We start from the raw sequence: 15,886 nt of genomic DNA, 5'->3' as shown, positions 1-15,886 counted from the left end.
ACATAAATTATGAATCAAATTCTTAGACTTTTACTTAACGCAGTTGCTGTATTTATCTTAGCTCATGTCTTAAACGGCGTTAGTGTAGACAGCTATGTAACTGCAATTATTGTTGCATTAGTACTAGCTATTCTAAACCTCTTAATAAAACCTATCTTAGTCATATTAACGTTACCAGCAACTATTTTAACCTTAGGATTATTCCTTTTTGTAATTAATGGACTTATCATTTTATTAGCAGATAAATTTATAGATGGTTTTGCTGTTTCAAGTATTTGGACCGCTATTTTATTCAGTATTTTACTATCTATTTTACAGTCGATTTTACAATCTTTATTAAAAACAGATAAAAAATCTGAGTAAACACAAAAAACTCTGAAATACAACAGCTTAAAAAATTGGTTGGAGTGTAAAAAAGTAGTACTTTTGCACTCCTTTTTAAATTAAAAACTAGTGTTAAATGCCCTTAAGCGGGCTTTATATCATTTATAATGAATATTACAAGAGAAAACATTGATGCATTAAATGCTGTAGTAAAAGTAGATATCGCTAAAGAAGACTATAGTGATAAAGTAGAAAAAATCTTAACAGATTACCGTAAAACAGCTAACATTCCTGGATTTAGAAAAGGTCATGTACCAATGGGAATGGTAAAAAAACAATATGGTAAAGCTGTATTGGTAGACGAGGTAAACAAATTACTTCAAGATGCATTAAATAAATATTTAACAGAAGAAAAACTTGACGTTTTAGGACAACCGTTACCAAAACAACAAGATGATATAGATTGGGATGGAGATAATTTTTCTTTTGAATTTGAATTAGGTTTAGCTCCAGAATTTTCTGTAGATATTAAAAGTAAAAAAGCCATTACGCACTATAACATCGTAGCAGATGACAAAATGATAGATGAGCAAATAGAGCGTATCCAAAAACAATACGGAAAATTAGTATCTCAAGACACTGTTGAAAAAGATAGCGAGATAACTGGTACTTTCAAAAACGAAGAAAAAGAAATTGACAACACTGTAACTTTAACTTTAGACAAGTTTAAAGGAAAAGCTATAGAAAAGAAATTTATCGGTGCTAAAGCTGGTGATGTAATCACTTTAAAGACTAAAGGTCTTTACGAAGATGATCACGAGTTAATGCATGCTTTAAAAGTAGCTCATGATGATGCTCATGGTTTAGACATTGAAGTAACATTTACAATTACTGAAATTAACAAACGTGAATTAGCAGATTTAGATCAAGAGTTATTTGACAAGTTATTTGGAAAAGACAACGTAAAATCTGTAACCGAGTTAAAAGAAAAGATTAAAGAAGATGCAGAAAAGCAATTCGTTCAACAATCTGATCAAAAACTATTAAACGACGTTACTGAGTATTTAGTAGAAAACACTAAGTTTGATTTACCAGCAGAATTCTTAACAAAATGGATGCAAGTTGCAGGTGAAAAAGAAATGGATGAAGCTACTGCTAAAGAAGAATACGAAAAGTCTGAAAAAAGCTTACGTTACCAATTAATCGAAGCAAAACTTATGGAAGACCATGGTTTAAAAGTAGATTTTGAAGACGTAAAAGACAGTGCTAAAAACATGATAAAAATGCAAATGGCACAGTTTGGACAATTAAATCCTTCAGACAAAGAATTAGATGATATTGCAGCACGTGTATTATCAAATCAAGATGAAGTTAGACGTATTTCTGAGCAAGTAGTTAGCCAAAAATTACTAGAACTTTACAAAGAAAAAGCAAACATCAAAACTAAAGAATTATCTTACGATAAGTTTGTAAAAGAAGTTTACGGAGATAAATAAATTTCCTTTTAAACCTCTAAAAAAGCAATACATTCTTTAGTATAGGTTTAACAAAATAATCATTATCTTTAGGCGTTGTTTACTCAAATTAACAACGCCTAATTTTATTTAAAAACATATTTATTATAACTATGGATTTCGGAAAAGAATTTGAAAAGTTTGCTATAAAAGACCAAGGGATAAACAGTAACTACTATAACAAAATTATTAGTAGTATGTATCCAACTAATTTAACGCCAAATATTATTGAAGAGCGCCAAATGAACATTGCTATCTTCGATGTATTTTCTCGTTTAATGATGGATCGTATTATCTTTTTAGGTACTGGAATTAATGACCAAGTAGCAAATATTATACAAGCACAATTATTGTTTTTAGAAAGTGTAGATGCTAACAAAGACATTCAAATATATATTAACTCTCCTGGAGGAAGTGTTTACGCTGGTTTAGGTATTTATGATACCATGCAGTTTATAAAACCAGATGTAGCAACAATTTGTACAGGTATGGCTGCATCTATGGGAGCAGTATTATTATGTGCAGGAGAAAAAGGAAAACGTAGTGGTTTAACACACTCGCGCGTTATGATTCACCAACCTTTAGGTGGGGCACAAGGACAAGCAAGCGATATCGAAATTACTGCTAGAGAAATCCTTACTTTAAAAGAAGAATTATATAAAATAATAAGCAAACATTCTGGACAAGATTACGATAAAGTTTACAATGATAGTGATCGTGATTATTGGATGAAAGCTGATAAAGCTAAAGAATACGGAATGATTGACGAAATTTTAACTAGAGGCGAGTAAAATTTAAAATTAATAATGGCAAAAGAAGAATTAGAGTGTTCATTTTGTGGTAGGAAAAAGCCAGAAACAAATTTATTAATTGCTGGTTTAGATGCTCATATATGCGACAGATGTATAGAACAAGCGCATGGTATTGTAGTAGAAGAATCTAAACAAAACGATGATAATGGTTTATCTGCAGAGTTAATGCTAAAAAAACCTTTGCAGATTAAAACCTTCCTTGATCAATACATTATTGGTCAAGAATATACAAAAAAGGTAATGTCTGTAGCTGTTTATAACCATTACAAGCGTTTATTACAACCAGCAAGCAACGACGATATTGATATACAAAAATCAAATATTGTCATGGTAGGACAAACCGGTACAGGTAAAACATTAATGGCAAAAACTATAGCCAGAATGCTAAACGTACCTTTAGCTATTGTAGATGCAACAGTACTTACAGAAGCTGGTTATGTTGGTGAAGATGTAGAAAGCATTTTAACTAGACTATTACAAGCAGCAGATTACAATCTTGACAAAGCCGAAAAAGGTATTGTTTTTATAGATGAAATTGATAAAATAGCGCGTAAAAGTGATAACCCTTCAATTACCAGAGATGTATCTGGTGAAGGCGTACAACAAGCGTTATTAAAACTTTTAGAAGGAACAGTAGTTAACGTACCACCAAAAGGCGGACGTAAACATCCTGACCAAAAGTTTATAGAAGTAAATACAGAAAACATCTTATTTATAGCTGGAGGAGCTTTTGATGGTATAGAACGTGTTATTTCAAAACGTTTAAACATGCAAGCTGTAGGTTATAGCGCTTCTATTAAAGAAGAAGTTGTTGACCAAAATAACTTGTTACAATACATCATTCCTAAAGATTTAAAAGACTTTGGATTAATCCCAGAAATTATTGGTCGTTTACCTGTCTTAACTTATATGGATCCTTTAGATGATAAAACACTAAGAGCCATTTTAACCGAGCCCAAAAATGCTATTATCAAACAATACAAAAAACTGTTTGAAATGGATGAAATTGAGCTTAACATAACCGATGGCGCTTTAGATTACATCGTAGAAAAAGCTATCGAATATAAATTAGGCGCTAGAGGTCTGCGTAGTTTATGTGAAGAAATCTTAACAGACGCTATGTTTGAGCTACCTGGTAGTGAAACCAAAAAGTTTAGTGTAACAAAATCTTACGCTGAAGAAAAGTTAAGTAAAACAAAACTTAAAAAACTTAAAGCAGTTTCTTAATTAGTAAACGCTTTTTGAAATAAAATTAAACCACTCATTTTTTTGAGTGGTTTTTTTATAAATACCACTAATAAAAAAACCACTTTATACATTTACCAATATAAAGTGGTTTTCCAATTAAATGTTAATTTGACGTTTTCCCCTATGTCAGATTAATAGCATTTAAATGTAATTATTTTTTAAATAACTTCCAAATTAATCTGTACTTAATTCTCTGAAATAAAAAGATATACAGTAAATAAATTTAACTATTTAAAGAAAGTAGTTCATCAATATACTGACGTGTATTTGATAATCTTGGTACTTTATGTTGTCCACCAAGCTTGTTATTTTTCTTTAGCCAATCGTAGAATAAATTTTCTCTTGCCACATTAATTTTAGGCTTGTTTAAAGTCATATTATTATAACGTTTAGCTTCATAATCTGAATTTAAGCTTTTAAGCGCGTTATCAAATAACTCACTAAAATAATTAATATCTTTTGGAGGTGTTTTAAACTCTATTAGCCACTCGTGTGCACCTTTTTCTTTTCCTTCCATAAATATTGGCGCAGCAGTGTAGTCTTTAATTTCTGCTTGAGTTCTTTTACACACTTTTTTAAGTGCATCTTCTGCATTTTCTATAATTAATTCTTCACCAAACACATTAATATGGTGTTTTGTTCGACCAGACACTTTTATTCTATAAGGGCTAATTGATACAAATCTTACGGTGTCACCTATCTTATAACGCCATAAACCTGCGTTTGTAGTAATAATAACTGCATAGTTTTTATTTAACTCTACCTCGCTTAACGGTATTACTTTTTCGTCTTTTGTACCATAAGTATCCATTGGAATAAATTCGTAAAAAATCCCGTAATCAAGCATCAACAATAAATCACCTGAATAGTTTTGGTCTTGTATTGCAAAAAAGCCTTCAGAAGCATTATAAATCTCGTAATACTTAAATTCTTTCTTCGGAAGAATAGCGCGATATTGTTCTATGTATGGGTTAAAACTTACGCCACCATGAAAGTAAACTTCTAGGTTTGGCCAAACATCAAAAATGTTGTTTTTTCCTGTTTTCTCTAAAACATCGTTAAGTAAAACCAACATCCAACTTGGTACGCCAGCAAGGCTTGTTACATTTTCTTCAATGGTTTCATCTACAATAGCAGCCATTTTAGTTTCCCATTCACTTAACAAACTTACTTTGTTACTTGGCGTACTACTAAACTCTGCCCAAAACGGCATATTATCTATCAAAATAGCACTTAAATCGCCAAAAGCAGTACCGTTTTCTTTGTATAGTTCTTTGCTACCTCCAAGTCGTAAACTTTTACCTGTAAAAAGCTGCGACTCTTCATTATTATTAAGATACATACATAATAAATCTTTACTAGCCGCATAGTGACAGTCTTCTAAACTATCCATACTTACAGGTATAAATTTACTTTTGGCATTGGTCGTTCCGCTAGATTTTGCAAACCACTTAATAGGTTTTGGCCAAAAAATATTGGGTTCGCCCTTACGTGCGCGTTCTATATCTTCTTGTATATCTTCATAAGATGAAATTGGTACACGCTCAGCAAAAGTTTTATAACTTTTTATGGAAGAAAAGTCATACTTTTTACCAACTTCTGTGTCTTTTGAAATATCGATAAGATTAGACAGTAACTCTTGTTGCACCTCATTAGGATACTTTAAGAATAACTCTATTTGGTGAAAACGCTTCTTTAAAAACCAAGAAGCAATAGAATTAACAAGAGGAAATGGCATAGTTATTTGTATCTTTAAAGTTTTAAAAATAATACTTTTTTTTATGACCTACCAAGGTGTTTTAACAAAAATGCAGACTGAGTTTTTAGACCCAATCTCTTACTATTTGGTTTTTAAAAACGACTTTATAAACTTTAATCAACTATTAGACAAAACCATAACATTTGAATTTGTTGGGTATGAATGTTTAAACTGTCGTTTAAATAAACCAATCTACCGTCAAGGCTTTTGTAAAAGCTGTTTTTTTGATATACCACAAGCTGCAGATTGGATTATGAAACCCGAATTAAGTCAAGCACATCTTGATATTGAAGACCGAGATTTAGAGTATGAAAAAAAGGTACAATTACAACCGCATATTGTTTATTTAGCCAATTCTAGCAACGTTAAAGTTGGTGTTACCAGAAAAACACAAGTCCCAACCAGATGGATTGACCAAGGTGCTCATGAAGCTATTGAAATTGTAGAAGTCCCAAACCGTTACCTTGCCGGCATTACAGAAGTGGCGTTAAAAGATCATATTAGTGACAAAACCAACTGGCGTACCATGCTTAAAAATGATATTAAAGATGAAAATTTAGTAGAATGGCGTGAACGTTTGAAAGCATACATACCAGATGAAGCTAAAGAATACTTTATTGAAAATAATAGCGAAACCGAAATACACTTCCCCGTTTTGCAATATCCTAAAAAACCAAAATCTTTAAATTTTGAAAAGACCAAAACATATACTGGCGTTTTAAAAGGTATTAAAGGTCAATATTTAATTTTTGAAGATGATACAGTTTGTAACATTAGAAGTAATGAAGGTTATGTTGTAAACATCTCTATTTTATAATTACATTAACGCATTAAAATCCTGGTTTTTAGTAATTTGTAAATAAAAATTACAATTATGAAAATTCCAGTGCTATTTTGGGTAGCAATTACTACCATACTTTTAGTTACCGTTACTATAATGGTATCCATGAATATGCCTTTTAATTGGGTGTTTTATTTAACCTGTATTGGTCAAGTTTTAGTTGGGGTTATGGTTTACAAAGTGTTAACAGATAACTATACAACCGACAAAACGTTTAAGCATTTTTATGAAGACCGACCTATTGATTATCGTTAGTCATTTTGCTTTAATAAATGACCATTGATTATGTTAACGTTAGGGATTGAGGCATTGTTGGAGCACATCTTTGATTGCGACTGCCGAAAGCCCGACCCGATAGGATAACGCCCAAAAAATATGACAACATTATTCTTTAAACCAACTAGAATATTTAACATAGTTATTGGCTATTCGGTTGATTTCGCCATTAATTAGTTCTTCGCTAATGTCTTTTACTTTTTTGGCTGGTACGCCTGCGTAAATGCTTCCAGACTCGACTATCGTATTTTGCGTAACGACTGCGCCTGCCGCAATAATACTATTACTTTCTACCACGCAATTATCCATTACAATACTGCCCATTCCTATCAAAACATTGTCTTTTATGGTGCATCCGTGCACTATAGCGTTGTGACCTATAGACACATTATTACCGATGTTTGTTGGGTATTTTTGATACGTACAATGGATAACAGCTCCATCTTGAACGTTAACTTTATTACCCATTTTTATATAGTGAACATCGCCACGTATTACGGCATTAAACCAAATACTACATTGGTTACCTGCTTGTACGTCTCCTACTATTGTTGCGTTTTCGGCAATGTAGCAGTCTTCTGGAAGTTGTGGTGATTTACCGTTTACTGGTTTTATGATTGGCATTTTGATTTACGGTTTTAAATTTTTGATTTACGAATTACTACTTGTTCTCGATACATTTTGCTCATAGTTCGCAAAACACTCGAACTGACGTATGTTAAATTTTATGTTTTGGTCATACTTTTCAATATATATGAACTGAATTTGATATATAATTTAGTTTTGGACTGCGCTCAACCTGACAACGTTTATTAATTGTTTTCTTTCTTAGAGATTCCTGCTTGCGCAGGAATTTTAATTAAAATACGATAATAATCCTGATTTTTTGGATGCAGATACCATAATTTCTTTTCCGTTGCTTAAGATAACGCTTCCGCCTTTTCCTTTAACGTATTTAACCACTTCTGAGACATTTATTAAGTAACTTTTATGTACTCGTGCAAAACCAGATTCTGATAAAATATCTTCAAAATATTTAAGCGTTTTACTAACTAATTTCTTTTTGTTATTATTTAAGAAAATTTGTGTGTAATTATCATCTGCCTTGCAATACAAAATGTCTTTGGTGTTTAATACTTCAAAGCCATCTTGCTGCGGAATGGTTATTTTACCTTCTACACTATTGGTTTTTGGGATTAGTACTTGGTCTTGTAAAGCGTCTTCTTTGGTTTTTATTTCGGCAACATAATCTACTGCTTTAATCAGCTCGTCTATATCTATCGGTTTCATTAAATAATAAGACGCGTGCGCATTTAATGCATCCATTGCATAGTGATTATATGCGGTTACAAAAATAGTCTCAAAATTACGATCGCCAACCTTATCTAATAAATCAAATGCATTACCGTAAGGCATTTCTACATCTAAAAACACGAGGTCTAAATCTAGTTTTCTTATGAGTTCTAAACCTTCGTTTATGTTTGAAGCTTCTCCTAAAATATTAACTTTTGGACAGTATTTGGTCAAGTAGTTTTTTAAAATTGTTCTACTTTGTTCTTCGTCTTCTACTAGTATAGCGTTTAGTTTCATTGTATTTTGTTTGAAGCTTGAAGACCGAAGTCTGAAGCTTTTTTTTGTTAATCCTTCTTTAAAGTTACTATTACTTTTGTACCAACATCGTCTGCATCTGTTTGATTATCTTCTATGCTGATATCAACTTTATCTTTATACATTTCATTTAAGATAGTAACTCGTTTTTTTATGTTTCCTAAGCCTTTTGAATTATGTTTTTTCTGATTTTCGGTCTTTAATGCTTTAGATTTTTTGCGACCAATACCGTTATCTGCAATAGTGATTTCTATTTCGTCTTTACGCTTTTTAGTGATTTTAATTTCTAAAATTCCTTTTTCTTCTTTGTAACGTAATCCGTGCCAAACTGCATTTTCTATATAGGGTTGCAATAGCATTGGCGGTATTTTATAAGCTTCTATATCTATAGTGTCTTCAACAGAAATTTTATAATCAAACTTATCTTTAAACCTGAAATGCTCTAGCTTGGTGTATAATTCTATTAGCTGAATTTCTTTTTCTAAAGGAATAAAATCTTCTTCTGAATTTTCTAAAACTGCTCTCATTAATTTTGAAAAATCAGAAAGGTATTTATTAGCTGTACGCTCGTCATTAGTGGTAATAAAACTGTTAACCGAGTTTAATGCATTGAAGATAAAGTGCGGATTCATCTGACTTCTTAAAGATTTTAAAGCCAGTAAATTGTTAGCTAATTTTTGTTGTTTGATGTATTTATACATTAAATACGCCAAGACAGCTAATAAAAATAAACCGCCAATTAATGAGTAAATAATAAGTTGTTGGCGCTTGTTTTTCTCGTCAGACAATTGCATTTGGCTAAGTGTAAGTTGTCTGTCATTTTCTAGCGAAAGAATACGATTTTGCTTTTCGGCAATACTTTTTGAAATTCTTGCTGCTTGAGATATTTCTTGTTCTTTTTTTATGTAAAGCTGGTCAACTGCTTCTGTATAAGCGTTAAAGGCTTCTTTAGCTTTTTCAAAATTACCAGAAGCTACAAATACATCGGCTAACTTTTTGGTGGCGTCTTTTTTAACTATTAAATCTTCTTTTTTATCGGCTTCTTCAATACTTTCTTCTAAGTACGGAATAGCTTCATCTAAATTATTTTTTAAAAAATAAGCGTTACCAATTTTATAGTTTTGTTTTTGTTTGGTTAAAGCACTTTCGTTAGTGATGACTGAATCTTTTTCAATTACATCAATATCTTTGATAATCTCTTTTCTTAATTGAATTTCTTTATCAAATGCTCGGTTTGTATTCTGGAAATCGGCTATTTTTATCTTTTGCTCTAACGCTTTGGCTTTGTTTTCTTTAGAGGCTAAATTGATAGAGTTTGTAAAATAGCTTTCTGCTTCATTTTTGTTACCGCTTTCACTGTAAGCGTCACCTAATTTTGAGTTTAAATCTGTGATTTTTGGTTTTATCTTATTGTCTTCGGCGACCTTTAATCCTTGTTTAAAAGATTGTGTTGCTTGATTTGTTTTATTTTGTTCTAAATAAACATCTCCTAAACCTTCATGTTTTTCAATTTGCTGCCAATTATTTAAGGTTTTATCTTCTAAACCATTATAAATATCTAGACTTTTTTGATAGTTGTTATTGAGAAAATAAGCTTTAGCTAACTTTAACTTTACATCTATATTATCATCATTTTTAAGGCTTATACGGTAATTTGTAGTAGCTAAATCGTATTGTTTCCAATACATATTTATATCGCCCAAAACTTCAAATGCTTGCGCATTTTGTTTAACAGATGTACTTTTTGAAATACTTTCTGTAATAAATTGAATACTTTTTTCTGCTGAAATTTTCTTATAAAACTGTGCCGAATCTATTGCACTTCTAAAAGTGTTTTCTTTTGTTTTTATTTTTTGCACGTAACCGTATACTCCAACTTGCTCTACTTCAACGGTGATGTCATCATCATCTTTAATGGTATAGTAAACAGTTTCAAAATCATCGTGACTAATGATAATTTGATCACCTTTTTTTACTTGAATTCTAAAAGTACCATCCAAAGAAGATTTTGCATAGCTACCACCATTCACCTGTATATCTGCATCAGATATTGGATCACGACTATCGCTTTCTCTAATATTACCTCTAACAGTAAAAGTTTCAGCATCGTTAAGTGAGCTATTATTTTGCCCACTTACAATTTGAAAACTAAACAATAGGAATATCGTTAATAAAAGGTATTTTAAAAATTTCATTTTAAATTAAATATCGAGTATAAATCTACACGTTTTAGCCCATTAAATAAAATGCCATTTTTAATATTTTGCTTTAAAAACTAGGCAAATAGCATGTTTTACTCAATCATCTTTTCCATTAACTCAATTAAATATACCGTTAACTCATTGCTTGTTTTTATTGAAAAAAGTTGCTTTTAAGTTTATGCCGAATTTAAAAAAACAAATTATGAAAAACCTTCGCTTACTTTTATTTATCCTAATTGTTGCAACTGTTAAAGCACAACATAAGGGTAATTTTAATCAAGAAATATCAAGAGCTAATATTGCTGGTAATGCTATTGTTTATGGTCACTCTCCTAAACGTATGCAACAAAATCTAAATCCTAACAGCACTTTAATTATTGATGTTAGAGCTTTACAAAATGTAAAAGCATCTAGTTACACAGCAGTTTTTAATATCTCTCAAATTGCAGAAACAGCAGAAGCTACAAAAGATTTAATGAGCATTAAAATTGAAAATATTAAAAGTGAATTGACTAAAATTGGATTGAAAGAAAGTGATATTGCTATTGATGTTATTTCATTTATTCCTGTTTACGAAGTCGAAGTAACCAAAAAATTATTTAGTAAGACATATACTGAAGTCCCGAAAGGATTTGAACTTCAACAAAATATTCATATTCAATTTACGAAAACTAGTCAATTTGAAAACATTCTTTCAGCTTGTGCTAATAATGAAGTGTATAATCTTGTTAAGGTGGATTATTTTATTGATAATATTGCTGAAGTCTACCAAAACCTACAAACTCAACTTTTAGCATTAATTAAAAATAAAAAAGAATATTACTCGGTTTTAGGGTTTGATTTAAAAGAATATAACGTTCTAATGGCAGATCAAAAGTATTGTTACTTCCCAAAAGATTTTTACAACCATTATCAAGCATTTAACAGCATTTCTTTTGAAGCTTTAAAGCAAAAAAGAGGAGTTACAACTGTAAAAAAACAAACATCTTATTACTACCAGCCTTTAACGTACGAAAATTATGATATTGTCGTTAATCCTTCTGTTTTAGAGCCCGTTGTACAAGTTGGTATGGAAATTAAATTACACTACAATCCAAAACCAATAGAAGCCAAGCCAGAACCAATAGTAAAAACCGAAATTGAACGTAAATATTACGTAATCTCGCCAAATGGAGATATTGATGTAAAAGAATTGGACACTAAATAATTACAAACAAAAAAGCCTTGAGAAATCTCAAGGCTTTTTTTATTTATTTTTTTAATCTAGTTAACCGCTGGACAGTTACAGCTATAAGCTGCTCTACCACAGTTAAAGTTATAACCTAAAGTAATTTGATGAAAACCACCACTATTATAAACGATATCGTTTGTTTGATAGTTATAAGAATAAGCAAACATAAAATCTTTTACGTTAACTCCTAAAAGCGGCGTAAGGTATTGAAGCTTTTGGCTGCTTACAGATTGTCCGTCTAAGTACTCTGCGCCATCTAAAGAACGTCTGTAAGATAATCCTCCCCAAACTTTACCAAAGTCCATTTCTTTATAAACTTTTAAGTTTACATCAAAAAGAGATTCTTCTGTAGATTCTCTATATAAAAATAATGCTGAAGGCTCAAAGCTCCATTCGCTTCCATAACTACCAAAAGTATTACCAATTGTAAAGATGTAAGTTCTTAAGTTGTTAAAGTTTAAGTTACCAGGGTTATTATTGTAGTTTACACCATCGTTGTTTAATAAGTTCTTTACTGTTGCGTGTGCATAAAAATCGTAAAGATTGTAAGAGAACCCAAAATCCACATTAAACTCAGTTGCAGATTGCTCTATCCCAGCAATTAATGGATCATATCCATCTGCTAAGAAAGATGTTTCATCTAACTTATATTGAATTGCTCCAACGCTTAAACCAAAAGACAACTGGTTTAAATCTGCTGTACTACGAGAAAACATTAAGTGATGTGCATAAGTTAAGTAAGCTCCTGTTTGAGAATGGTATCCATTTCTATCGGAATATACAATTGCTCCAACACCAGATTGCGATTCTCCTATTCTACCATTAACACTTGCCGTAATTAATCTTGGTGCATCTTCATCTCCAAACCATTGTTGTCTACCAGTAATTCTAACCTTTGAACAGTTAGCAGCACCAGCCATAGATGGATGAATTAAGTAATAGTTATCAGTTAAATAATCTGAATAAATAGGAAGTCCTTCTTGAGCTTTGACAAATTGCGAACCAAATAAAGTTACAATTGCTATAAATAGAATATTTTTTAATCTCATAATCTCTTTTTTCCGAGGTCGTATGGTCTGTTGTTATTTCAAATTAACTATGATTATAACTTAATTTTAAGCAAAAAATTATAAACGTTTGTAAATATATAAATTTAGAGCGTATAATTAAGTTGAAAATAGTTAAAGGTTTCAATATAAAATTCTTTTAGCTTAAATACTAAAGTTAATTTAAATATTTCAACATATATAAACCTCAAATATATGGATATCTCTGCTATTGTTTTAGTATTTTTGCAAAAAAATTAATGGTATGAGCACTTACAAAATCACTATACAAAATACAAGTAACCCAACAATTATCAAATTTGATGTTAATCAGTTTATTACAAAGCATCAAAATTATGAGTATAACAACATAGATGAAGCTAAAGATTCTCCTTTAGCACAGCAATTATTCTATTTACCTTTTGTAAAGAAGGTTTATATCTCTAGTAATTTTATAGCTGTAGAGCGTTATAATATTGTAGAATGGGATGATGTTAAAGATGAAGTTGCAGAACAAATTGAAAACTATTTAAATAACAACGGAGTTATTGTTACCGAAACTGCAACTACACAAAAAGTACCTGTAACGGTATATACAGAAAGTACACCTAATCCTGCTGCTTTAAAATTTGTTGCTAATAAAAAATTGGTTACTGCAACTTACGAATATGACTCTATTGAAAAAGCAAAAACATCTCCTTTGGCGACTGCACTTTTTCATTTTCCATTTGTAAAAAATGTATTTTTTGACGAAAACTATATTTCTATCACCAAATATGATATTGCAGAATGGAATGATATTACGTTGGAACTTAGAGATTTTATAAAAAATTATATAGAAGAAGGTAAAAATATTATTAATCCTGATGCTCCTGAAGTTATTGAAAAATCTACCGAAAAAGTTGAGCAGCACTTTGAAAACTTAGACACAACATCTCAAGAGATCATAAATATTTTAGAGGAATACGTAAAGCCAGCAGTTGCTAGCGATGGTGGTAACATACAATTTGAGTCTTATGATGAACCTTCTAAAAGCGTAAAAGTTGTTTTACAAGGTGCTTGTAGTGGTTGCCCATCATCTACTTTTACACTAAAAAACGGTATAGAAAACATGCTTAAAGAAATGTTACCAGGTAAAGTTAATACCGTAGTAGCTATTAACGGTTAATTAATTTCATTAAAACACACTTAACAAAAAAGCCTGAACGTTATGTTCAGGCTTTTTTTGTTTCTATTTGTTATTGTTTTATTTGGCTAGGATTACTTCCTATCGCTTCAGGGTAAAGTGTGCTCTAAATTGCTTCTTCACATCACTTGTATCTCCTGGCTCTCTATACTCTACTGTAAACCAATAGTCACTTGTTGGTAATGGGTTACCGTTGTAATTTCCATCCCATCCTGGTCCTGTTGGGTTTAATTGCTTTAACAGCTTTCCGTATCTATCAAAAATGTATATCACTGCATCTGGCTGATCACTGATTCCGTAGATCTGCCAAGTTTCGTTATACGTATCTCCGTTTGGTGTGAAGAAGTGTGGATAATCCATCACCATTACCGTTGTACTTGATTCTCCACATCCGTTGATATCTCTTACCGTTATAGTATGCTCGCCGCCACTTACGTCATTAAAGATGTAAGTATTATCGTTTGGCTCATTGTTATACCACGGTCCTCCATCTAACTGGAACTCGTAAGTTGAGATTCCTGTTCCGGTTGCTGTGACTTGTATACTGTGTACTTCTGCAAATGCTGGTGTTATCACATCTGCGACGATACTTGGCGGCGCACTTTCTTCTACTAACGTAGTATCTGTGCTTGTACAACCTGTTAGGTTATCTTCTATAGTTACTGTATAAGTGCCTCCTTGTGTTGGCATAATACTACTTCCTGTTCCTACAACGGTTCCTCCTAGTGTCCACTCAAACGTATAGTCTGATGTGCTTAATCCAGTATCTATAACTAATGGATTGATCACTTCTGTTCCATTAGTATCTACACATAATAAATAGCTTGTATCCAAATCTACTACTGGTAATGGGTTTACTTGTAATGTGATTGTTGCTATCTCATAACACACTGAGCTGTCTGCTAAGTTATCTACATTACCATCTCCGTCTAAATCTACTGCGTCTGCTATTCCATCTCCATCGATATCTATTTCTTCTATTAGACCGTCACCATTTGTATCTGTTGCATCTGAAACGCCATCTCCATCTACATCTATTAAATCATACACGCCATCTCCATCTGTATCCATAGTATCAACTGTCCCATCTCCGTTAAAATCAATAGGTGATGTTAATGCTGCTAAATCTAATGCTAATGGTGTTACTTCCATCGTATTGTTATCTACGCGTACATAAATAACTTGTGGATTTGAAGTGTTCTCGTATAATAACGGTAAGGCATTTGTTGCTGCTTCTGCATCTGCTAAAGTCTCGTAGTAGCTTGTAATATAGTTTGCTGGATCTTGCCCCATAAGTACTGCTACATCTTGACTTGATAAATCAAATTGTACTTGATCGTCTGTTGGGTCTCCATCAAATTCTATATTATCATCACACTCATAATATGTTGGCATTGCTTGATTAGCTTGCGCTGCTTCGTTAACTTCTATATTAAACATTGTTGTAACATCACATCCTGTGATTGTGTTTGTAATGTTGACATAAATAACTTGTGGGTTACTTGTGTTATTATATGGGCTTACCAAAGCATTGATTCCTGAGTCTGCATCTGCTTGGGTATCGTGATATGTTACCGTAAAGTCTGTTGCATTTTGACCATTTAATATCTCATCGGTTTTACTTTCTAAATCAAAGCCTGCTACTTCATCTGTATTTAACTCACAGATGATGTAATCTTCGATTGGACTTACTACTGGTAATGGGTTTACTGTAATATCAAAATCTACTAAAGTAAAACATCCTGTTCCATTTAAGCCTGTTTCATCATCTCCATTTGTTATTCTTACATATATAGTTTGAGGATTAATGGCTGATCCTGGGTTGTCTGGATCTTCATTA

The 15,886-nt window shown here is 31.7% G+C and carries 14 protein-coding genes; 8 read left to right on the top strand and 6 right to left on the bottom strand.

What is annotated here, in order from left to right; translation table 11 throughout:
* Positions 1-9: 9 nt before the first annotated feature.
* The 4 genes from WA327_RS01330 to clpX all read left to right on the top strand — a co-directional run bounded on the left by WA327_RS01330 (position 10) and on the right by clpX (position 3,877).
* A complete protein-coding gene (locus tag WA327_RS01330) occupies positions 10-363 on the top strand; it encodes a phage holin family protein (protein ID WP_336065572.1) in 354 nt (117 codons plus the stop codon).
* A 128-nt stretch (positions 364-491) separates the two neighbouring features.
* Positions 492-1,820, top strand: a complete 1,329-nt coding sequence (tig, locus tag WA327_RS01325; protein ID WP_336065570.1) for a trigger factor — start codon at positions 492-494, stop codon at positions 1,818-1,820.
* A gap of 131 nt (positions 1,821-1,951) precedes the next feature.
* Positions 1,952-2,629, top strand: coding sequence for an ATP-dependent Clp endopeptidase proteolytic subunit ClpP (clpP, locus tag WA327_RS01320; RefSeq protein ID WP_336065568.1), 678 nt, complete (start codon positions 1,952-1,954; stop codon positions 2,627-2,629).
* A gap of 15 nt (positions 2,630-2,644) precedes the next feature.
* A complete protein-coding gene (gene clpX / locus WA327_RS01315) occupies positions 2,645-3,877 on the top strand; it encodes an ATP-dependent Clp protease ATP-binding subunit ClpX (protein WP_336065565.1) in 1,233 nt (410 codons plus the stop codon).
* 244 nt (positions 3,878-4,121) lie between these two features.
* Here clpX and WA327_RS01310 read toward each other — a convergent pair whose 3' ends face one another.
* Positions 4,122-5,636 carry a GH3 auxin-responsive promoter family protein gene (locus WA327_RS01310; RefSeq protein ID WP_336065563.1) on the bottom strand — a complete coding sequence of 505 codons (1,515 nt, stop codon included), beginning with the start codon at positions 5,634-5,636 and terminating at the stop codon, positions 4,122-4,124.
* A 43-nt stretch (positions 5,637-5,679) separates the two neighbouring features.
* Between WA327_RS01310 and WA327_RS01305 the strand changes: the two genes are divergently transcribed.
* Both WA327_RS01305 and WA327_RS01300 read left to right on the top strand, forming a co-directional pair.
* Entirely contained in the window at positions 5,680-6,474 is a 795-nt protein-coding gene (locus WA327_RS01305; protein WP_336065562.1) for a DUF2797 domain-containing protein, read from the top strand.
* A gap of 57 nt (positions 6,475-6,531) precedes the next feature.
* The gene (locus WA327_RS01300; RefSeq protein WP_336065559.1) at positions 6,532-6,753 is read left to right on the top strand and encodes a hypothetical protein; all 222 of its coding nucleotides are present in this window, start codon (positions 6,532-6,534) and stop codon (positions 6,751-6,753) included.
* 129 nt (positions 6,754-6,882) lie between these two features.
* Here the strand turns inward: WA327_RS01300 and WA327_RS01295 are convergent, their stop codons facing one another.
* The 3 genes from WA327_RS01295 to WA327_RS01285 form a co-directional block, all read right to left on the bottom strand.
* Entirely contained in the window at positions 6,883-7,398 is a 516-nt protein-coding gene (locus WA327_RS01295; protein WP_336065558.1) for a gamma carbonic anhydrase family protein, read from the bottom strand.
* 231 nt (positions 7,399-7,629) lie between these two features.
* Positions 7,630-8,364, bottom strand: a complete 735-nt coding sequence (locus WA327_RS01290; RefSeq protein ID WP_027880468.1) for a LytTR family DNA-binding domain-containing protein — start codon at positions 8,362-8,364, stop codon at positions 7,630-7,632.
* Positions 8,365-8,411: 47 nt separating this feature from the next.
* Entirely contained in the window at positions 8,412-10,577 is a 2,166-nt protein-coding gene (locus tag WA327_RS01285; RefSeq protein WP_336065556.1) for a histidine kinase, read from the bottom strand.
* 208 nt (positions 10,578-10,785) lie between these two features.
* Between WA327_RS01285 and WA327_RS01280 the strand changes: the two genes are divergently transcribed.
* Positions 10,786-11,790 (top strand): SIMPL domain-containing protein, encoded by a 1,005-nt coding sequence (locus WA327_RS01280; protein ID WP_336065554.1) that lies wholly within the window; start codon positions 10,786-10,788, stop codon positions 11,788-11,790.
* 56 nt (positions 11,791-11,846) lie between these two features.
* On the opposite strand, the gene WA327_RS01275 is transcribed toward WA327_RS01280, so the two are convergent.
* Complete coding sequence (locus WA327_RS01275; protein WP_336065551.1) at positions 11,847-12,863, bottom strand: type IX secretion system membrane protein PorP/SprF; 1,017 nt, start codon at positions 12,861-12,863, stop codon at positions 11,847-11,849.
* A 262-nt stretch (positions 12,864-13,125) separates the two neighbouring features.
* Here WA327_RS01275 and WA327_RS01270 point away from each other — a divergent pair, with 262 nt between their 5' ends.
* Entirely contained in the window at positions 13,126-14,028 is a 903-nt protein-coding gene (locus tag WA327_RS01270) for a NifU family protein (RefSeq protein WP_336065549.1), read from the top strand.
* A 99-nt stretch (positions 14,029-14,127) separates the two neighbouring features.
* Here the strand turns inward: WA327_RS01270 and WA327_RS01265 are convergent.
* On the bottom strand, positions 14,128-15,886 hold a 1,759-nt coding region (locus tag WA327_RS01265), incomplete at its 5' end, for a T9SS type B sorting domain-containing protein (protein ID WP_336065546.1).

This window comes from Mesoflavibacter sp. CH_XMU1404-2 (genome assembly GCF_037029465.1).
Taxonomy (GTDB): Bacteria; Bacteroidota; Bacteroidia; order Flavobacteriales; family Flavobacteriaceae; genus Mesoflavibacter.
The sequence above is the reverse complement of the archived record's forward strand: the minus strand, read 5'-3'. Positions and strand labels throughout refer to the sequence as shown.